The 18,275-nt window shown below is 59.6% G+C and carries 20 protein-coding genes; 6 read left to right on the top strand and 14 right to left on the bottom strand.

Going from position 1 to position 18,275, the window contains the following annotated elements:
* The first annotated feature begins 4 nt into the window (after positions 1-4).
* Entirely contained in the window at positions 5-409 is a 405-nt protein-coding gene (locus ACYZUC_RS11935) for a hypothetical protein (protein WP_461995893.1), read from the top strand.
* Positions 410-465: 56 nt separating this feature from the next.
* Here the strand turns inward: ACYZUC_RS11935 and ACYZUC_RS11930 are convergent, their stop codons facing one another.
* The 4 genes from ACYZUC_RS11930 to ACYZUC_RS11915 form a co-directional block, all read right to left on the bottom strand.
* A complete protein-coding gene (locus ACYZUC_RS11930; protein WP_461995891.1) occupies positions 466-1,041 on the bottom strand; it encodes a PIN domain-containing protein in 576 nt (191 codons plus the stop codon).
* Complete coding sequence (locus tag ACYZUC_RS11925; protein ID WP_461995889.1) at positions 1,038-1,505, bottom strand: helix-turn-helix domain-containing protein; 468 nt, start codon at positions 1,503-1,505, stop codon at positions 1,038-1,040. Before ACYZUC_RS11925 ends, ACYZUC_RS11930 begins: the two co-directional genes overlap by 4 nt.
* 81 nt (positions 1,506-1,586) lie before the next feature.
* A complete protein-coding gene (locus ACYZUC_RS11920; RefSeq protein WP_461995888.1) occupies positions 1,587-2,474 on the bottom strand; it encodes a LysR family transcriptional regulator in 888 nt (295 codons plus the stop codon).
* Between the two features lie 133 nt (positions 2,475-2,607).
* Positions 2,608-3,327, bottom strand: coding sequence for an SDR family oxidoreductase (locus tag ACYZUC_RS11915; RefSeq protein WP_008026798.1), 720 nt, complete (start codon positions 3,325-3,327; stop codon positions 2,608-2,610).
* A gap of 281 nt (positions 3,328-3,608) precedes the next feature.
* On the opposite strand from ACYZUC_RS11915, the gene ACYZUC_RS11910 reads away from it, so the two are divergent.
* A complete protein-coding gene (locus tag ACYZUC_RS11910; protein ID WP_081501757.1) occupies positions 3,609-3,821 on the top strand; it encodes a type II toxin-antitoxin system HicA family toxin in 213 nt (70 codons plus the stop codon).
* Positions 3,821-4,225, top strand: coding sequence for a type II toxin-antitoxin system HicB family antitoxin (locus ACYZUC_RS11905; RefSeq protein WP_461995885.1), 405 nt, complete (start codon positions 3,821-3,823; stop codon positions 4,223-4,225). Before ACYZUC_RS11910 ends, ACYZUC_RS11905 begins: the two co-directional genes overlap by 1 nt.
* A gap of 111 nt (positions 4,226-4,336) precedes the next feature.
* Here the strand turns inward: ACYZUC_RS11905 and ACYZUC_RS11900 are convergent, their stop codons facing one another.
* The gene (locus tag ACYZUC_RS11900; protein WP_461995883.1) at positions 4,337-5,542 is read right to left on the bottom strand and encodes an MFS transporter; all 1,206 of its coding nucleotides are present in this window, start codon (positions 5,540-5,542) and stop codon (positions 4,337-4,339) included.
* Between the two features lie 214 nt (positions 5,543-5,756).
* Here ACYZUC_RS11900 and ACYZUC_RS11895 point away from each other — a divergent pair, with 214 nt between their 5' ends.
* Positions 5,757-6,374 (top strand): hypothetical protein, encoded by a 618-nt coding sequence (locus tag ACYZUC_RS11895; protein WP_461995882.1) that lies wholly within the window; start codon positions 5,757-5,759, stop codon positions 6,372-6,374.
* 185 nt (positions 6,375-6,559) lie between these two features.
* Here the strand turns inward: ACYZUC_RS11895 and ACYZUC_RS11890 are convergent, their stop codons facing one another.
* The 8 genes from ACYZUC_RS11890 to gcl form a co-directional block, all read right to left on the bottom strand.
* The gene (locus ACYZUC_RS11890) at positions 6,560-7,555 is read right to left on the bottom strand and encodes a sulfate ABC transporter substrate-binding protein (RefSeq protein WP_461995880.1); all 996 of its coding nucleotides are present in this window, start codon (positions 7,553-7,555) and stop codon (positions 6,560-6,562) included.
* Between the two features lie 93 nt (positions 7,556-7,648).
* Positions 7,649-8,473 (bottom strand): ion transporter, encoded by an 825-nt coding sequence (locus ACYZUC_RS11885; RefSeq protein WP_461995878.1) that lies wholly within the window; start codon positions 8,471-8,473, stop codon positions 7,649-7,651.
* 21 nt (positions 8,474-8,494) lie between these two features.
* Positions 8,495-9,409 carry an urea transporter gene (locus ACYZUC_RS11880; RefSeq protein WP_461995876.1) on the bottom strand — a complete coding sequence of 305 codons (915 nt, stop codon included), beginning with the start codon at positions 9,407-9,409 and terminating at the stop codon, positions 8,495-8,497.
* A gap of 137 nt (positions 9,410-9,546) precedes the next feature.
* Positions 9,547-10,962 (bottom strand): pyruvate kinase, encoded by a 1,416-nt coding sequence (gene pyk, locus ACYZUC_RS11875; RefSeq protein ID WP_461995874.1) that lies wholly within the window; start codon positions 10,960-10,962, stop codon positions 9,547-9,549.
* Positions 10,952-12,232, bottom strand: a complete 1,281-nt coding sequence (locus ACYZUC_RS11870) for a glycerate kinase type-2 family protein (protein WP_461995872.1) — start codon at positions 12,230-12,232, stop codon at positions 10,952-10,954. Before ACYZUC_RS11870 ends, pyk begins: the two co-directional genes overlap by 11 nt.
* A 148-nt stretch (positions 12,233-12,380) precedes the next feature.
* Positions 12,381-13,274 carry a 2-hydroxy-3-oxopropionate reductase gene (locus ACYZUC_RS11865; RefSeq protein WP_461995871.1) on the bottom strand — a complete coding sequence of 298 codons (894 nt, stop codon included), beginning with the start codon at positions 13,272-13,274 and terminating at the stop codon, positions 12,381-12,383.
* Positions 13,275-13,421: 147 nt separating this feature from the next.
* Positions 13,422-14,204, bottom strand: a complete 783-nt coding sequence (gene hyi, locus ACYZUC_RS11860; protein ID WP_192226085.1) for a hydroxypyruvate isomerase — start codon at positions 14,202-14,204, stop codon at positions 13,422-13,424.
* Positions 14,205-14,337: 133 nt separating this feature from the next.
* Positions 14,338-16,113 carry a glyoxylate carboligase gene (gcl, locus tag ACYZUC_RS11855; RefSeq protein WP_008026775.1) on the bottom strand — a complete coding sequence of 592 codons (1,776 nt, stop codon included), beginning with the start codon at positions 16,111-16,113 and terminating at the stop codon, positions 14,338-14,340.
* Positions 16,114-16,380: 267 nt separating this feature from the next.
* On the opposite strand from gcl, the gene ACYZUC_RS11850 reads away from it, so the two are divergent.
* Positions 16,381-16,821 (top strand): GlcG/HbpS family heme-binding protein, encoded by a 441-nt coding sequence (locus tag ACYZUC_RS11850; protein WP_461995868.1) that lies wholly within the window; start codon positions 16,381-16,383, stop codon positions 16,819-16,821.
* 197 nt (positions 16,822-17,018) lie between these two features.
* Complete coding sequence (locus ACYZUC_RS11845) at positions 17,019-17,477, top strand: REP-associated tyrosine transposase (protein ID WP_461995866.1); 459 nt, start codon at positions 17,019-17,021, stop codon at positions 17,475-17,477.
* A 113-nt stretch (positions 17,478-17,590) separates the two neighbouring features.
* Here ACYZUC_RS11845 and ACYZUC_RS11840 read toward each other — a convergent pair whose 3' ends face one another.
* The gene (locus ACYZUC_RS11840) at positions 17,591-18,196 is read right to left on the bottom strand and encodes a TetR/AcrR family transcriptional regulator (RefSeq protein ID WP_008039884.1); all 606 of its coding nucleotides are present in this window, start codon (positions 18,194-18,196) and stop codon (positions 17,591-17,593) included.
* Positions 18,197-18,275: the final 79 nt, after the last annotated feature.

The following is an 18,275-nucleotide window of genomic DNA, read 5'->3' as shown; positions in this document are numbered from 1 at the left end:
CGCCATGACCGCCATTGCTCGTATTACCCTGCTCAGTCTGGTTTTGGGGTTAAGCGCGTGTGCGGTCCAGCGCCCCGAGCCGACGTCGCTGCCACCGATCCCGCCGTCGCAGCCCCGCCCGACGCCATCAACGACACCGACGCCAGGCAAGCCAGGTATTCCGGCCAAGCCCGCCAAACCGCAGCCACGCACCTCGGCCAGCTTCGCACCGCCACCGGGTGGTAACAGCCATTGGGATCAGAAGCTCGGCGTATATGTGCTCGATGACCAGACCAACACCTTCTACCGCCAGCGCACGTACTACCGCTGGAACAACGGCTGGAGCCGCTCGATCAGCCCGAACGGGCCATGGGAAGACACGGACATCCATGGCGTACCAGGTGGGTTGGGACGGCAATTCGGGCAGTAAATGGAAACGGCGATCTACGGATCGCCGTTTTGCTGTCTGGAGTCTGTGAAGGACGTTCAGAGAATGGCGCGGTACTCGGTCAATGCCTTGCTTGATTGAACCAGGCCCTGACGCAGCAGAAGTTCAAGGTAACTACCGACATCCATCGGCGGCCGCTTCAGCTGCTTGCGCTGCCGTTGTGCCGCCTCGATCACTGCCGCCGGATCGAGATCAAAAAGGTTCTCGACGAACTCGTCAGGGTGTTGCGCCTCAATACCGAAGGGGCTCAGTGCAGAGTAGGGGAAGTCTTTTTGATTGAAGGTGACGATGACGCTGGCATTGCAGCGAATGGCAGCTGCCAGGACATGTCGGTCGTCGGCGTCGGGTAGCGATAGTCCCTCAATCAGCTCTTCGTAGCCGGACACGCGAGCATCGGGTAAAGCCTGATCCATCAGTTCGGATGTGCGATCCAGTTGTTTTGCGTTCAGGTCCGGGCGGTTCTTGAGCAGGTTGCGTTTCCATTCGGAATGTATCTCCAGAGTCCATTTCGCTCTAAAACGCCCGGAGAGCGCGAGCCACATCAGGAAGTCTCTCAGGGGCGCGGGGTAAAGCACACAGGCGTCGTATACAGCGGTAAATGAAGAAAGCCTCACTCGTATCCTGTCCTTAACGCTTGTGCCTGCTCGGCGAGCAGCATCATTGCTTGCTCGCTGGCGGTATCGCGCCGGTTTTTATAGTCCATCAAATCGGCAAAGCGCACACGTCGGTGCTTGCCGGTTTTGTGGTAGGACAAGTCGCCGGATTCGAGCAGTTTGATCAGGTGCGGGCGTGAGACGTTAAGCAGATCAGCCGCTTCCTGCGTCGTCAGTTCAGCGTGAACCGGGACTACTTTGACAGCATTGCCCGCAGCGAGCGCTTCCAGGATATCGACTAGCAAACGAAGAGCCGAAGTGGGTAATTCGACGCTGTGAGCCTCATTCCGGTCGTCGAAAATCTGGATGCGCTGTGTTTCGAATTGAGTGGCAAGGTAGGCGGCCAAAGCGCGCTGGCCTTCAATTGCGGCCTGTATTTCGCGCTCCAGCGGGAGTTTTATCGTCGGATGGAGGGTGGGCGACATGATGGTTCCAGCCTTCTGAGTAAGCGAAGCTGGCAGGCTATTCGAAATAATCGAAAATCGCAATAAACGAAACGGGTGCTGTCAGACTCTTTTTACCAACAACCTTTGCACATACTCCACAAACGCCCGAGCCTTGGCGCTGGCCATCCGCCCGGTTGGAAACACCGCCCACAGTTCCTGAATCGGCAGCGTCCACTCCGTCATCACCTCCCTGACCACTCCGCTGGCCAGCTCCGGTGCAAACATCCACGCCGATGCCATGGTCAGCCCTTGATGGGCCAACACCGCTTCACGCAGACCTTCTGCAGCGCTGACGCGAATCCTGCCACTGACGGTGACGGTTTGTTCTTCACCTGCCTTTTTGAACCGCCAGTGTGCGCCACCGGCCAGCGAGTAAATGACTGCCTGATGCTGGCTCAGATCGGCAGGGCAGGCGGGTTCGCCGTGTTGATCGAAGTACGCCGGCGTACCCAGCAATACACGCCGACATTCGGCGATCTTGCGCGCGGTGAGGTTCGAGTCGCTCAATGTGCCCATGCGCAGGGCGACGTCGATCCCTTCTTCCACCAGATTGACGTTGCGATCATCCAGCATCAGGTCGATGGTTAATTCAGGGTTTTGCTCCAGAAACGGCCCGAGGTGCGGAACGATGTGCATCCGGCCGAAGGTCACGGCGGCGCAGATGCGCAGGTTGCCTGTCAGCCCGTTGGCAGCACCGCGAGCCTCATTGTCCGCTTCATCGGCTTCTTCGATTGCACGCTTGGCGCGTTCGAAAAACGCCAGCCCCGCTTCGGTCGGCGTCAGGCCTCGGGTCGAGCGCAACAGCAGGCGGACCGCGAGCCTCGTTTCCAGTTGTGCGATGGCTTTCGACACGGCGGGCTGGCCGATATTCAGCCGTCGCGCAGCAGCGGAAAACGAACCGGTTTCCACCACGTGGACGAAGGTTTCCATTGCGGCCAAGCGGTCCATCTTTAGTCCTTGTGAAGATCAAAAAAGGTGGGAGCGAGCCTGCTCGCGAAAGCGGCGTTTCAGTCAACATCTCTGTTGAATGTAAAGCTGCTATCGCGAGCAGGCTCACTCCTACAAGGGATGGTGGTGTTGGTTAGAACGCCGCTTTGCCTATTGAAGAACCACCGTCTACAAACAGCGTCTGGCCGGTGATGAACCCGCTCTGTTCGGACAGCAAAAATGCAATCGCCGCGGCAATCTCTTGCGGTTGTCCCAGGCGCCCCATCGGCACACCGGCCAGATAACGCGCCTCGCCCTCGCTTCCCGGCGGGTTGTTGGCGCGAAACAGTTCTGTTTCCGTCGGTCCCGGTGCCACTGCGTTTACCGTCACGCCGGTTTGCGCCAGTTCCAGCGCCCAGGAGCGCGTGAAGCTGATCAACGCCGCTTTTGCCGCGGCATACGCCGTGCGCTGGGTAATCCCGAGTACGGTCAGGCTGGAAATATTCACTACCCGACCCCAACCCTTGGCGCGCATGTTCGGCAGCAGCGCCTGGGTGGCCTGCAACGCCGAATGCAGGTTGACCCGCATCACGTCATCGAACGTATCGAGGTCGATTTCTCCCAACACTTGCGGGCGTACCAGACCGACGTTGTTGACCAGCCCATCGAATTCGTAAGTCCCGGCCAGGTCCGCCAGCACTTCCTGGGTGAGCGCCCTGTCGCTCAAATCCAGCGGAAACAGGATGCCGGGAAAGCTCAGGTCAGGCGTGCGGGCAATGCCGACCACCCGGTGTCCGGCGCGGTCCAGGTGCTCGGCCACCGCGCGGCCAATGCCTTTGCTGGCGCCGGTGATGAGAAAAGTACGTCGGGTCATTGCACACTCCTTGAACAAAACATTCCGCAGGTCAGGCGGCACTTGAACGGGTCAGCTGCGAGTCGCATCCCGCATCGCTTCAGGTTTTGGACGCTGAGTGTAAACCGGGATTACCTCGGGGTGACTGCTTACGCAGAGCGAAAGAATTCATTCTCGGGAAGGAAACGCGGGGCCGCAATCACAAATCGTAAAACAACCGAACGTCGTGATCGGGGTTTTTGTGCTTGAGTAAAGATAACTCTAGAGTTATTTTTGTCTGGGCCGGAGCAAGGAGGCTGTTGGTGCAAAGCAGGTTATTGATCAAGGAACTGCAGGAGGCGGGCTGGACGCTGGACCGGATTACCGGCAGCCATCATCTCTTCACCCACCGATACAACCCGTACACGATTCCCGTCCCTCACCCGAAAAAGGATTTACCGACCGGGACGGTTAAAAGCATCAGGAGGCGAGCCGGGCTGTACTGCCCGCCAGCCAGTCACGCAGGAGATCCATAATGCAATATCCAATCTGTATCGAGTGGGGCGACGAGAACACCGCCATCGGTGTTCAGATCCCCGATATTCCGGGCGCCGTAACGGCCGGGGATACGTTCGAGGACGCCTACAACGCGGCGATCGAGATTGCCCACATCATGCTTCAGGAACTGGCGGCTGACGGGGAGTCGATCCCGATGCCGACTTCGGCTGCCGCCCATCGTGGCAACCCGGACTTCGCCGACATGGGATGGGGAATGCTGGAGCTGGATATCTCGCCGTATATGGGCAAGACCGAGAAGGTCAATGTGACGTTGCCCGGCTATGTGATTCAGCGTATTGACCGGTATGTGCGTGAGCACAATGTCAAAAGTCGCTCTTCTTTCCTGGCAGATGCGGCGATGGAGAAGCTGGTTCGACATTGAGTAGTGCCAGTTACATCGCCTTCGCGGGCAAGTCGGATCGCCGCATCGCTCGCTCCTACAGGAATGAATGATCTGTAGGAGCGAGGCTTGCCCGCGAAGCTTTTTAACGTCTTAAGCAGTTGCGAATGAAGCCTTCTGCGAAACACTCAAAAACCGCAACAACGCCAACAGCGGAAACGCGCTACCCACAATCACGATCCACAACCAGCCACCGTGTTCGTACACCGCACTGGCTACCGAGGAGCCAAACGCACCGCCGATGAAGATGCTGGTCATGTACAACGCATTCAGGCGACTGCGGCTTTTGGCGTCGAGGGCGTAGACCGCCCGTTGGCCGAGGACCATGTTCATCTGTACGCAGAAGTCGAGCACCACGCCGGTGACGGCGAGGCCGATGACGCTGTAGGCCGGATGGATGAATGCTGGCAGGAAGCTCAGGCTGGCGAACAGCAGCGCCAGAAGCGAAGCGATGCGGGTGTGGCCAGCATCGGCGAGTCGACCGGCGATGGGCGCAGCGATGGCACCGATGGCGCCGACCAGGGCGAAGATCGCGATCTGGGTTTGCGACAAGCCATGATTACGCGCCAATTCCAGCGGCACGGCGGTCCAGAACAGGCTGAACGTGGCGAACATGCAGCCCTGATAAAACGCGCGCTGGCGCAATACCGGTTGTTGGCGCAGCAGCGTCCACAGCGAACCGAGTAACTGACCGTAGGAAGCGCTGTGATCAGGCTGACGCTTGGGAATGGTCATGGCCAGCACGATGCTGATGGCCGCCATCAACACTGCCGCAATCACAAACATCGCCCGCCAGCCGAAGTGGTCAGCCACGACGCTGGACACCGGTCGCGCCAGCAGGATCCCCAGCAGCAAACCGCCCATGATCCCGCCGACCACTCGACCGCGAGATTCCTCCGGTGCCAGGTGCGCGGCCAGTGGAATCAGGATCTGTACCGACACCGAGCTGAAACCCACCAATAGCGAGATCAGCAGAAACACATTCGGTTGATCGGTGAACGCGGCGCCCAACAGACTGGCAATCGCCACCACGGTGGTGATGATCATCAGTCGGCGGTTTTCCAGCAGGTCACCCAGCGGCACCAGGAAGAACAGGCCCAGCGCGTAGCCAATCTGGGTCAGCGAAACGATCAGGCTGGCCATGGTGCTGGTCAGGCCGATGTCGGGCGCGATCAGGCCGATGATCGGTTGCGCGTAGTAAATGTTGGCAACGATGGCGCCGCAGCAGAAGGCAAACAGTAGCACCATGCCTTTGGTCATTGTCGCGGCACCGTGGGGCACCTGAGTCGCTGAGTTCATAACGTGTCTCGCTGAACAGAAAGGAATGCGTGAAGGCTAAGTGGCAGGCCGAATCGGCGGAAGAGGGGTTGGAGTGATAGCAGTCATTCCTTTGCGGAATGAGTGGCGCTGGAGCCTGCGCCTGAATCTCAAGATCCGATGATACATTCACTTACATCTTGTTCGATAGCGTGCTTATGTTCTCTTCTACGACTCATCACCGGAAGGCACTTTCATGAACTCGATGTTCCGTTACCTGATTCGCGGCACTTTGATCGGATTGTTCATGGCAAGCCTCGCCCAGGCTGCGGACGCCCCGGGCATGCGCATCGGCGTACGCGGCGAGATCACCGGGGTCAGCCCCGACGTGTTGAAAGTCCACGTCAACAGCGGCGAAAACGTGGTCATCAACCTGACCAAGGACACCAAAATCCGCGCCGTCACCCTGGCCAATATCGAAGACATCAAACCGGGCAGCTACATCGGCTCGGCGGCCATTGCGCAGGAAGATGGCTCGCTAAAAGCGCTGGAAGTCCACGTTTTTCCGCCAGAGCTGGCCGGCAGTGGCGACGGCCATCGACCGTTCGACCTGGTCAAGGGCAGCAGCATGACCAACGGCAGCGTCGGTGATCTGGTGGTCAGTAATGGTCGGGTGTTGACCGTCAACTACAAGGGCGGACAGCAGAAGATACTGGTGCCGGAGGATGTGCCGATCGTGAACCTGATGCCGGGGGATCGCAGTTTGCTGAAGGTGGGTGTGAAGGTCGTGACGTTCGTGACCCAGAGTGCGGACGGAACACTGACGGCCCAATCCATCTCGGCCGGCAAGGACGGCGTGACACCACCGATGTAAGACCTGGCCCGCACCCTTTGTAGGAGTGAGCCTGCTCGCGATAGCGGTGGGTCATTCACATTGATGGTGACTGATACACCGCTATCGCGAGCAGGCTCACTCCCACAGTTGTTGTGTGGCGTGGCGAAAACTTCCACAAAAAAGGCGACCTTCTCAGGTCGCCTTTTTCATTGGGCCATCAGCGTTTACTGAGCGTAAATCTGATCAAAGATCCCACCATCATTGAAGTGCGTTTTCTGCACGGTGCGCCAGTCACCGAAGGTCTTCTCCACCGAAAGGAAATCCACTTTCGGGAAGCGGTCGGTGTACTTGGCCAGTACCGCCGGATCACGTGGACGCAGGTAGTTTGCCGCAGCAATTTCCTGACCTTCCGGCGACCACAGATACTTCAGGTATTCCTCGGCCGCAGCGCGGGTGCCTTTCTTCTCGACCACTTTCTCGACCACGGCCACCGGCGGCTCGGCTTCGGCGGAGACGCTTGGGTAGATCACTTCGAACTGATCACGGCCAAACTCGCGGGCAATCATCTCGGCTTCGTTTTCGAAGGTCACCAGCACGTCGCCAATCTGGTTGGTCATGAAGGTAGTGGTCGCTGCACGGCCACCGGTATCCAGCACCGGTGCTTGTTTGAACAGCTTGCCGACGAAGGCCTTGGCCTTGTTCTCGTCACCGCCGTTCTTCAGCACATAACCCCAGGCCGAAAGGTAGGAGTAGCGGCCGTTGCCCGAGGTTTTCGGGTTCGGCACGATCACTTGCACGCCGTCCTTGAGCAGATCCGGCCAGTCTTTCAGGGCTTTCGGGTTGCCTTTGCGGACGATGAACACCGTGGCCGAGGTGAACGGCGCGCTGTGGTTCGGCAGCAGGGTGACCCAGTTGTCCGGCACCAGTTTGCCGTTGTCTGCCAGGGCGTTGATGTCGGTGGCCATGTTCATGGTGATGACGTCAGCCGGCAGGCCGTCGATCACGGAACGCGCCTGTTTGCTCGAACCGCCGAAAGACATCTGCAGGGTGATGTTTTCGTTGTGCTCGGCTTGCCAGTGTTTCTGGAAGGCAGCGTTGTAGTCCTTGTAGAAATCGCGCATCACGTCGTAGGAAACGTTGAGCAGGGTCGGTGCAGCCTGAGCCACGCTGGTCAATGCCAGGCCAGCAGCCAGAAGTGAGGCGCCAAAGAGTTTTTTCACTGCGCATTCCTTGTTCTAATTTAGATGTGAGGCAATTTGCCAGCGACTATAACCGGGCTCGTATAGTCCTTTAAAGATTAAAAAGCACTTTGCTTATTCCAGTTTTTTGAACAATGCATTACCGCACCGCGAGCAAAATGCAGCGCCGTGCTCGTGGCTGTTTTTCTTGCACACCGGGCAGTCGTGTTGCAACTGCTCGCCGCGCATGGCGTTGGCCAGTTCGGCGGTGAAAATCCCGGTTGGCACGGCGATGATCGAGTAACCGGTGATCATCACCAGCGACGAAATCACCTGGCCCAGCGGCGTCTTCGGCACGATGTCGCCGAAGCCGACGGTGGTCAGCGTCACGATAGCCCAGTAGATGCCTTTGGGAATGCTGGTGAAGCCGTGCTCCGGGCCTTCGATCACGTACATCAGCGTGCCGAACACCGTGACGAGCGTGCAGACGCTGACCAGAAACACCACGATCTTCTGCTTGCTGCCACGCAGCGCCGACATCAGGTAATTGGCTTGCTTGAGGTACGGGCTGAGCTTGAGCACGCGGAAAATCCGCAGCATCCGGATGATCCGGATAATCAGCAGGTACTGCGCATCGGCGTAATACAGCGCGAGGATGCCGGGCACGATCGCCAGCAAATCCACCAGCCCGTAAAAGCTGAACGCATAGCGCAACGGCTTGGGCGAACAATACAGGCGCAGGCCATATTCGATGGCGAAGATGACCGTGAAGCCCCACTCGATGTACGCCAGCACGTTGGCGTAGTTCTGATGAATCGCGTCGATGCTGTCGAGCATCACGATGATGATGCTGGCGAGGATGATCAACAGCAGGATGCCGTCGAAGCGTCGCCCGGCCTTGGTGTCGCTCTGGAAAACCATGACGTAAAGGTCTTCACGCCAGTTTTTGCTGCTGTCCATGGAAAACGCCTGAATCGAGAATCAGCGCAGCCTAGGGTGATTCTCCTCCAGAGTGCAAGGCGTACCGGCGACGGTGGTCTTGCCAAACATTTGCACAGCCGTGCGGATCAGCCAGCAGGCGAGGATGAACGGCGCGGTCAGCGTTGGCAGACCGATGGCGGCAAACACCGGCGTCAGCAACAGCGCCGATACGATGCCGATGAGCGGCAGCCACGGTTGCTGGCGCTGCGAGCTGAAGGCGAGGGCGGCGAGTACGGCGTTATAGCCACCGAGGCCGATCAATGCGCTATAGAAATCTTGATGCAGCAGGCTCCAACCCATGCCCGCGACAGACGCCAACATCGCCCAGCAGAATGCGCGGCGATCCGCGATCAGCAAACCCGTGGCGATCATCGCACCGGCCAGCGGATGACCGAGGAACATCACCTGGCCGAGGCCTTTCAGGGGGGCGAGGAGCATGTTCAACGCATTGACTTCGATCAAATGCGCTTGCGTCGAGGGGGTGGCAAAGCACAGCAGCAACCAGCCCAATCCCACGAAGGGCGCCGTATAGGCCGGCAGGTATTGGCTGACCCGGATGCGTTTGAGCCACTGCTGAGTGAGCATCGCACTCAATCCACCCGCAGCGATGATCAGCGGCGGCAACAGCGCGGACCAGGGGAAATACAGGCTCAGCAGCAAACCGAGCAGGACACCGTTGTAACTGAACAGCCCGGCCTGACGATCGGCCTTGGCGTAGTGGCGACGTTGCGCGGTAAGCAAACCGGCAACACCGCCCAGCAGCGCACCGCCGAGCAGGGCCGGTGCGGTGAATAGAATGGCGAGCAGGCACAACAGACCAAACAGCGGATGGCGCTGGAGGAAAATCTGGCTGAAGCCGTTGAGCAGGGCAGTCGCCCAATCGGGGCAGTGGGTGTTGAAGTGGTTGGCAGGCATTTTTTTTCTGTGTGTCAGGAAGACGGTGTCATCGTTCTTCGCGGGCAAGCCTCGCTCCTACAGGATATGCGTGATCCGGATGTCGGGCACGATCTGTAGGAGCGAGGCTTGCCCGCGAAGAGGCCGGTATGGGCGCTCTAGATCAACGTCTCGATACGCAAAGAGTTAGTCGACCCAGGCTGCCCAAACGGCACACCCGCCGTGATCAACAACGTATCGCCGCGCTGTGCCATGCCCTGCGCCTGCGCAATCTCCAGCGCTGTCGAGCACACCTCATCCACCTGGCGCAGGCGATCATTGACCACCGAGTGCACTCCCCACGCCACGGTCAAGCGGCGAGCGGTCTGCAGGTTCGGCGTCAGGTTCAGAATCGGCACGGTCGGCCGTTCCCGCGCCGCCCGCAGACTCGACGTGCCGGATTCGCTGTAGTTCACCAGCACCGCCACCGGCAACACGTTACTGATGCGACGAATCGCACAGCTGATCGCATCGGAAACGGTCGCCTCGGCTTTCGGCCGGCTGACGTCCAGTTGCGTCTGATAGTCCGGACCGTTTTCCACCTGGCGGATGATCTTGCTCATCATCTGCACGGCTTCCATCGGGTATTCGCCGGACGCGGTTTCCGCCGACAGCATCACCGCATCGGCACCTTCGGCCACGGCGTTGGCCACATCGGTGACTTCGGCGCGGGTTGGCGCCGGGGAGAAGCGCATCGACTCCAGCATCTGCGTTGCCACCACCACCGGTTTGCCGAGTTGGCGGCAGATGCTGATGATGTTCTTCTGAATCTGCGGCACGCTTTCGGCCGGCACTTCGACGCCGAGGTCGCCACGGGCAACCATGATCGCGTCGCTCAATTCGGCGATTTCCCGCAGTTGCGTGACCGCCGACGGCTTCTCGATCTTGGCCATCAAAAACGCTTTGTCGCCGATCAGTTCACGCGCCTCGCGAATGTCTTCCGGGCGCTGCACGAACGACAACGCGACCCAATCCACGCCCAACTCCAGACCGAAACTCAAATCGCGACGATCCTTGGCCGTCAGCGGGCTCAACTCCAGCACCGCTTGCGGCACGTTCACGCCTTTGCGGTCCGAGAGTTCGCCGCCATTGAGCACCGTGGTGTCGATCGCATCGGCGTACTTGGTGACCACGCGCAGTCGCAGCTTGCCGTCGTCGAGTAGCAAATCCATGCCCGGCTCCAACGCAGCGATGATTTCCGGGTGCGGCAGGTTGACCCGGCGTTGATCGCCCGGCGTCGGGTCCAGGTCCAGGCGCAGGGCCTGGCCGCGCAGCAGTTGCACCTTGCCTTCGGCGAACTTGCCGACCCGCAGTTTCGGGCCTTGCAGGTCCATCAGAATGCCCAGCGGATAATTCAGCTGGCGCTCGACTTCACGAATCCACTGGTAGCGCTGGGCGTGGTCGGCGTGATCGCCGTGGCTGAAGTTCAGGCGGAAGATGTTGACCCCGGCCTGCACCAGCTCGCGGATGTCTTCGATCCCGTCGGTGGCCGGGCCGAGGGTGGCGAGGATTTTGACCTTTTTATCAGGCGTCATTTTTTGTGCTCTCGAGAATCAGGATGGCGCGGAAGTCGTTGACGTTGGTGCGGGTCGGCTCGGTGACGATCAACGCGTCGAGCGCCGCGAAATAGCCGTAGCCATTGTTGTTGTCGAGTTCATCGCTGGCGCTCAAACCGAGGGCGGCGGCGCGGGCGTAGCTGTCCGGGGTCATGATCGCCCCGGCATTGTCTTCGGAGCCGTCGATGCCATCGGTGTCGCCGGCGAGCGCGTAGACGCCGGGCAAGCCTTTGAGGCTGTCGGTCAGGCTCAGGAGGAATTCGGCGTTGCGTCCGCCGCGACCGTTGCCGCGCACGGTGACCGTGGTTTCACCGCCCGAAAGGATCACGCACGGCGCGGCCAATGGCTGGCCATGCAAGACCACTTGCCGCGCGATGCCAGCGTGAACCTTGGCCACTTCGCGGGATTCGCCTTCCAGGTCGCCGAGGATCAGCGGACTGAAACCGGCCTGACGAGCTTTCACAGCAGCGGCTTCAAGCGACTGTTGTGGACGGGCGATCAATTGGAAATGACTGCGCGCCAGGCTCGGATCACCGGGTTTAACCGTCTCCGATTCCGGGCTTTGCAGCCAGTTGCGCACCGACGCCGGGATTTCAATGTCGTAGCGCTTGAGGATCGCCAGCGCTTCGGCGGAGGTGCTTGGGTCTGCCACGGTGGGGCCGGAGGCGATGACCGTGGCGAGGTCGCCCGGCACATCGGAAATCGCATAGGTGTAAACAGTGGCGGGCCAGCAGGCTTTGCCGAGACGGCCGCCCTTGATCGCCGAGAGGTGCTTGCGCACGCAGTTCATCTCGCCGATGGTTGCGCCGGATTTGAGCAGGGCTTTGTTGATCGATTGCTTGTCGGCGAGCGTGATGCCTTGGGCCGGAAGGGCCAGCAACGCAGAACCGCCACCGGAGAGCAGGAAGATGACGCGGTCGTCTTCGCTCAGGTTGCTGACCAGATCCAGCACGCGCTTGGCGACGGCCAGGCCAGCAGCGTCAGGCACCGGGTGAGCGGCTTCGACGACTTCGATTTTTTCGCACGGGGCGCCGTGACCGTAACGCGTCACTACCAGACCGGACACTTCACCCTGCCAGCAGCGCTCGACCACTTGGGCCATGGCGGCGGCAGCTTTGCCGGCGCCGATGACGATCACGCGACCACTGCGATCAGTGGGCAAATGAGCTTCGAGGACTTGCTGCGGATGGGCCGCGTCAATGGCTGTGGCAAACAGCTCACGCAGGAATTGTTGCGGATCGACCGACATGGCGGGCTCCCGGATTTTCTTGTTATTAGGGGAAAACTATTTGCCCCTGTAGGAGCGAGGCTTGCCCGCGAACCGGACACCACGGTGTTTCTGCTGCACCGAGGCGCTCCCTTCGCGGGCAAGCCTCGCTCCTACAGGGAGCAATGGCTTACTGCTTATCGCGAATCGAGAAATTCGCCATGTGTTCCAGGCCTTTGATCAGCGCCGAGTGGTCCCAGTTGCTGCCACCGATGGCCGCGCAGGTGCTGAACACTTGCTGGGCGTTGGCGGTGTTCGGCAGGTTGATGTTCAGCTCTTTGGCGCCTTGCAGGGCCAGGTTCAGGTCCTTCTGGTGCAGGCTGATGCGGAAACCTGGATCGAAGGTGCCTTTGATCATGCGCTCGCCATGCACTTCGAGGATTTTCGACGAAGCGAAACCGCCCATCAGCGCTTCACGCACCTTGGCTGGATCGGCACCGTTTTTCGAAGCGAACAGCAGGGCTTCGGCAACGGCCTGAATGTTCAGCGCGACGATGATCTGGTTTGCCACTTTCGCGGTTTGACCGTCGCCGTTACCGCCCACCAGGGTGATGTTCTTGCCCATCGCCTGGAACAGCGGCAAGGCGCGTTCGAAGGCATCGGCATCGCCGCCGACCATGATGCTAAGGGTCGCAGCCTTGGCGCCGACTTCACCGCCGGACACCGGCGCGTCGAGGTACTGCGCGCCTTTTTCGTTGATCTTGGCAGCAAAAGCTTTGGTGGCGGTGGGCGAGATCGAGCTCATGTCGATGACGATTTTGCCTTTGCCGACACCGGCCGCAATGCCGTCGGTGCGGAACAGCACGTCATCGACCTGCGGGGTATCCGGCACCATGACGATGATGAATTCAGCTTCTTGCGCGACTTCTTTCGGGTTCGCCAGCGCAACAGCGCCACCGGCGATCAGGTCGGCAGGCGCGGCATCGTGGTGCGCCGACAGGAACAGGCTGTGACCGGCTTTCTGCAGGTTCAACGCCATTGGGTGGCCCATGATGCCGGTGCCGATAAATCCGATTTTAGCCATGAGAAATTCCTCTTGTTTTTATTGCTCTGTTCGCAAAATTCGTGGGTGTCAGCGAGGGCGCCTTCGCGGGCAAGCCTCGCTCCTACAGGGGCAGGGTTGTTCGTAGGAGCGAGGCTTGCCCGCGAAGAACGATGACGCGGTTTTCGATCAGATCGCGTTATGGGTTTTCAGCCAGCCCAGACCTGCTTCGGTGGTGGTCAGTGGCTTGTACTCGCAACCGACCCAGCCCTGATAACCAATCCGGTCGAGGTGTTCGAACAGGAAGCGGTAATTGATTTCACCGGTGCCTGGTTCGTTGCGCCCCGGGTTGTCCGCCAATTGCACGTGATTGATTTCACTGAGGTGCGATTGCAGGGTGCGGGCCAGGTCGCCTTCCATGATTTGCATGTGATAGATGTCGTATTGCAGGAACAGATTGGCGCTGCCGACCTGCTCGCGAATCGACAGGGCTTGCGCCGTGTTGTTCAGGTAGAAACCCGGGATGTCGCGGGTGTTGATCGCTTCCATCACCAGTTTGATGCCCGCCGCTTGCAGCTTGTCGGCCGCGTACTTGAGGTTGGCGACAAAGGTTTTTTCCACGGTGGCATCGTCGACGCCTTGTGGACGAATACCGGCCAGGCAGTTGACCTGGGTGTTGCCCAGCACTTGTGCGTAGGCGATCGCCAGATCGACCCCGGCGCGGAATTCTTCAACCCGGTCCGGCAGGCACGCGATACCGCGTTCGCCCTTGGCCCAGTCACCGGCCGGCAGGTTGAACAACACCTGGGTCAGACCGTTGGCGTCGAGCTTGGCCTTGATCTCGGCGGAGCTGAAGTCGTAAGGAAACAGGTACTCGACACCACTGAAGCCGGCCTTGGCGGCCGCTTCGAAACGGGCGAGAAAATCCTGTTCGGTGAACAGCATGGACAGGTTGGCTGCGAAACGCGGCATGGTGGTCTCCCGTAAATGTATGGCCCCCTGTAGGAGCCAGCTTGCTGGCGATGCGGTGTGTCAGTCACATCAATGTCGATTGATATACCGCTATCGCCAGCAAGCTGGCTCCTACAAGGGAGACGGTCAGCTGTTAATCGAGCAGCGAAATCGCGGTCGGCGCATCGTTGCCGACCAGCGCCAGGTCTTCGAATTCGTTGACGGCGTTGATCTCGGTGCCCATGGAAATGTTGGTCACGCGCTCCAGAATAATCTCGACGATCACCGGCACCTTGAACTCTTCGATCAGCTCCTGGGCCCTGCGCAGTGCTGGCTGGATCTGAGCCGGTTCGAACACACGCAGCGCCTTGCAACCGAGGCCTTCGGCAACCGCGACGTGGTCGACACCGTAACCGTTGAGTTCCGGAGCGTTCAGGTTATCGAAGGACAGCTGCACGCAGTAGTCCATGTCGAAACCGCGCTGGGCCTGACGAATCAGCCCCAGGTACGAATTGTTTACCACAACGTGGATGTACGGCAGCTTGAACTGCGCGCCCACCGCCAATTCTTCGATCATGAACTGGAAGTCATAGTCGCCCGACAGCGCCACAACCTTGCGGTTCGGGTCGGCCTTGACCACGCCCAGTGCCGCCGGAATCGTCCAGCCCAGCGGGCCGGCCTGACCGCAGTTGATCCAGTGACGCGGCTTGTAGACGTGCAGGAACTGCGCGCCGGCAATCTGCGACAGACCGATGGTGCTGACGTAGCAGGTGTCTTTGCCGAACACCTGGTTCATCTCTTCGTAAACGCGTTGCGGTTTGACCGGCACGTTATCGAAGTGCGTCTTGCGTTGCAGGCTGGCTTTGCGCTGCTGGCAGTCTTGCAGCCAGGCGCTGCGGTTTTTCAGCTTGCCGGCGGCTTGCCATTCGCGAGCGACTTCGATGAACACGGTCAGCGCGGCAGCGGCGTCGGAGACGATGCCCAGGTCCGGGTTGAACACGCGGCCGATTTGCGTCGGCTCGATGTCAACGTGAATGAACTTGCGGCCTTCGGTGTACACGTCGATCGAACCGGTGTGGCGGTTGGCCCAACGGTTACCGACGCCCAGTACCACATCGGACTTCAGCAGGGTGGCGTTGCCATAACGGTGCGAAGTCTGCAGGCCCACCATACCGACCATCAGCGGGTGATCGTCCGGGATCGTGCCCCAGCCCATCAGGGTCGGGATCACCGGAATGCCGGTCAGCTCGGCGAATTCCACCAGCAACTCGCTGGCGTCGGCATTGATGATGCCGCCACCGGCGACCAGCAATGGACGCTCGGCCTGATCGAGCATGGCCAGGGCCTTCTCGATTTGCACGCGGTTAGCGGTTGGCTTGGCCAGTGGCAGCGGTTCGTAGGCGTCGATGTCGAATTCGATTTCGGCCATCTGCACGTCGAACGGCAGGTCGATCAGCACTGGGCCTGGACGGCCGGAGCGCATTTCGTAGAAGGCTTTCTGGAACGCATACGGTACCTGGCCCGGTTCCATGACCGTGGTTGCCCACTTGGTCACTGGCTTGACGATGGTGGTGATGTCGACAGCCTGGAAGTCTTCCTTGTGCATACGGGCGCGGGGTGCTTGCCCGGTGATGCACAGAATCGGGATCGAGTCGGCCGAGGCGCTGTAGAGCCCGGTGACCATGTCAGTACCGGCAGGTCCCGAAGTGCCGATGCACACGCCGATGTTGCCGGCCTTGGTGCGGGTGTAGCCCTCGGCCATGTGCGACGCGCCTTCAACGTGTCGAGCGAGGACGTGATCGATGCCGCCGACCTTTTGCAGGGCGGAGTACAGCGGGTTGATGGCGGCACCGGGGATGCCAAAAGCGGTATCAACCCCTTCACGGCGCATCACCAGAACGGCGGCTTCGATTGCTCTCATTTTGCTCATGGTTTTGTGCCTCTTACGTTTTGTAATTGTATACAAGTGGCTTTGCGCAGAGTGTATTCACGGCGGACGGCGCAGGTCAATCCATTTTCTCAAGCGACTGTTTCATTCGTCGGAAGCCTGTTCTGCTGTGGCTTTTCGTCGCATGTGGCGCTTTTCGATAATTATTGTATACAAAAAAATAACTCATTGTGTTCTATTTGTTGCATCGGGCTGCGGCGCAGGCGCGCAGTCCTTCCGCTTTCCCTATAACAAAATGAGGACGGCACCATGAGCGCTTTAACCTTGAAAGTGGCAGTCAACCTGACCAGTCAGGCCATCTCCGCCGCGCGTGCAATCAACGCGGCCCCTTTGACCATCGCCGTGCTGGATGCCGGCGGGCATCTGCTCTCGCTGCAACGCGAAGACGGCGCCAGCCTGCTGCGCCCGCAAATCGCCATTGGCAAAGCCTGGGGCGCCATTGCGCTGGGCAAAGGCTCACGCCTGCTGGCGCTGGACGCCCAGCAACGCCCGGCGTTTATCGCGGCGTTGAACAGCCTGGGGCAGGGCAGCGTGGTGCCGGCACCGGGCGGTGTGTTGATTCGGGATCAGGACGGGAATGTGTTGGGAGCTGTGGGCATCAGCGGGGATTTGTCGGATGTTGATGAGCAGTGTGCGATCAATGCCATCGAGGCGCTGGGGCTAAGGGCGGACGCGGGGGTGAGTGCTTAGGATCTTTATTGATTGATCTGCCGCTTTCGCGAGCAAGCCCGCTCTCACAATGGATCTGAGTCGTACACAAAACCAATGTGGGAGCGGGCTTGCTCGCGAAAGCAATCTCCCAGACACATCCAGCTAAAAGTCTGTCAGTCAGGCTTCAGTTCACTGGCCTAGCCTTCTCATGAATCCATATTGAGAGAGGCAAAGGAATGCCTGACCTGTCAGCTTCACACCGACTGCGCATCGGTCGGTTTGCCGAACAAAACCGCATCTATCTTCTAACCGCCAATACCCTGAGACGCGAGCCTGTTTTCAGGGATTACACCTTGGGAAGATTGGTCGTACACCAATTCAAACAAGCACAGGTGCAAGGGTTTGCTGACTCCTTGGCCTTTGTTGTCATGCCCGATCATTTTCACTGGCTGATCCAATTGCAAAAAGGGTCACTGGGCCAGTTGATGTGTCAGACAAAATCACTGAGTACTCGAACAATCAATGCTGCCACGGGCAGGACGGGCAGCCTTTGGCAGCAGAGCTTTCATGATCATGCTTTGCGCCGTGAGGAGGATTTGGTGAAGCTTGCTCGGTATGTTGTCGCCAACCCATTGCGGGCGGGGCTGGTCGAAAAGCTTGGCAACTATCCGTTGTGGGATGCGATCTGGGTTTGATCGTAGGACCGAATCGCCTCCTTCGCGAGCAAGCCCGCTCCCACAATGGACCTGAGTCGTACACAAATCCCCTGTGGGAGCGGGCTTGCTCGCGAAGGGGGCGCCACGGTCCTTCAGTCTGGCTCACACCCTTTAAGCACCAACCGGATAATCGTCTGCGCCGCCGCTTCGTAATCCTCTTCATCCAGCTTGGCCTTGCCAGTGATGGCAGTGATCTGCCAGTCAAAGTCGGCGTAGGTCTGGGTCGCGGCCCAGATGCTGAACATCAAGTGGTTGGGGTCGATGGGGGCGATCTGCCCGCGGTCGATCCAGGTCTGGATGCAGTCGATATTGTGTTTCGCCTGGCTGTTCAGTTGTTCGACCAGGTCGGCGCTCAGGTGCGGGGCGCCGTGCATGATTTCGCTGGCGAACACCTTGGAGGCGAAGGGCAAATCGCGGGAGATGCGGATCTTCGAGCGAATGTAGCCGCTCAGCACTTCACTGGGCACGCCATCGGCGTTGAACGGCGTCGAGGCCTGCAGAATCGGCTCGATGATGCTTTCCAGAACCTCGCGGTAGAGGTTCTCCTTGGATTTGAAGTAGTAGTAGACGTTGGGCTTGGGCAATCCCGCCTTGGCTGCGATGTCACTGGTTTTGGTCGCAGCGAAGCCCTTGTCGGCAAATTCTTCACTGGCGGCACGCAGGATCAGTTCTTTGTTGCGCTCGCGGATAGTGCTCATAAACCAGGTGGTTCCTTGCCTGTTCTGGCGGTTGCGCATGGTAGCACCGGCCTCGCGCGGGGCTCAAGAATGCCCCGTG

Source organism: Pseudomonas sp. GT1P32 (genome assembly GCF_054897805.1).
The sequence above is the reverse complement of the archived record's forward strand: the minus strand, read 5'-3'. Positions and strand labels throughout refer to the sequence as shown.

Coding starts and splice junctions, on each gene's coding strand:
- ACYZUC_RS11935 (WP_461995893.1), top strand. CDS start 5: ATGACCGCCATTGCTCGTATTACCCTGCTCAGTCTGGTTTTGGGGTTA.
- ACYZUC_RS11925 (WP_461995889.1), bottom strand. CDS start 1,505: ATGTCGCCCACCCTCCATCCGACGATAAAACTCCCGCTGGAGCGCGAA.
- ACYZUC_RS11920 (WP_461995888.1), bottom strand. CDS start 2,474: ATGGACCGCTTGGCCGCAATGGAAACCTTCGTCCACGTGGTGGAAACC.
- ACYZUC_RS11915 (WP_008026798.1), bottom strand. CDS start 3,327: ATGACCCGACGTACTTTTCTCATCACCGGCGCCAGCAAAGGCATTGGC.
- ACYZUC_RS11905 (WP_461995885.1), top strand. CDS start 3,821: ATGCAATATCCAATCTGTATCGAGTGGGGCGACGAGAACACCGCCATC.
- ACYZUC_RS11900 (WP_461995883.1), bottom strand. CDS start 5,542: ATGAACTCAGCGACTCAGGTGCCCCACGGTGCCGCGACAATGACCAAA.
- ACYZUC_RS11895 (WP_461995882.1), top strand. CDS start 5,757: ATGAACTCGATGTTCCGTTACCTGATTCGCGGCACTTTGATCGGATTG.
- ACYZUC_RS11885 (WP_461995878.1), bottom strand. CDS start 8,473: ATGGACAGCAGCAAAAACTGGCGTGAAGACCTTTACGTCATGGTTTTC.
- ACYZUC_RS11880 (WP_461995876.1), bottom strand. CDS start 9,409: ATGCCTGCCAACCACTTCAACACCCACTGCCCCGATTGGGCGACTGCC.
- pyk (WP_461995874.1), bottom strand. CDS start 10,962: ATGACGCCTGATAAAAAGGTCAAAATCCTCGCCACCCTCGGCCCGGCC.
- ACYZUC_RS11870 (WP_461995872.1), bottom strand. CDS start 12,232: ATGTCGGTCGATCCGCAACAATTCCTGCGTGAGCTGTTTGCCACAGCC.
- ACYZUC_RS11865 (WP_461995871.1), bottom strand. CDS start 13,274: ATGGCTAAAATCGGATTTATCGGCACCGGCATCATGGGCCACCCAATG.
- hyi (WP_192226085.1), bottom strand. CDS start 14,204: ATGCCGCGTTTCGCAGCCAACCTGTCCATGCTGTTCACCGAACAGGAT.
- gcl (WP_008026775.1), bottom strand. CDS start 16,113: ATGAGCAAAATGAGAGCAATCGAAGCCGCCGTTCTGGTGATGCGCCGT.
- ACYZUC_RS11850 (WP_461995868.1), top strand. CDS start 16,381: ATGAGCGCTTTAACCTTGAAAGTGGCAGTCAACCTGACCAGTCAGGCC.
- ACYZUC_RS11845 (WP_461995866.1), top strand. CDS start 17,019: ATGCCTGACCTGTCAGCTTCACACCGACTGCGCATCGGTCGGTTTGCC.
- ACYZUC_RS11840 (WP_008039884.1), bottom strand. CDS start 18,196: ATGAGCACTATCCGCGAGCGCAACAAAGAACTGATCCTGCGTGCCGCC.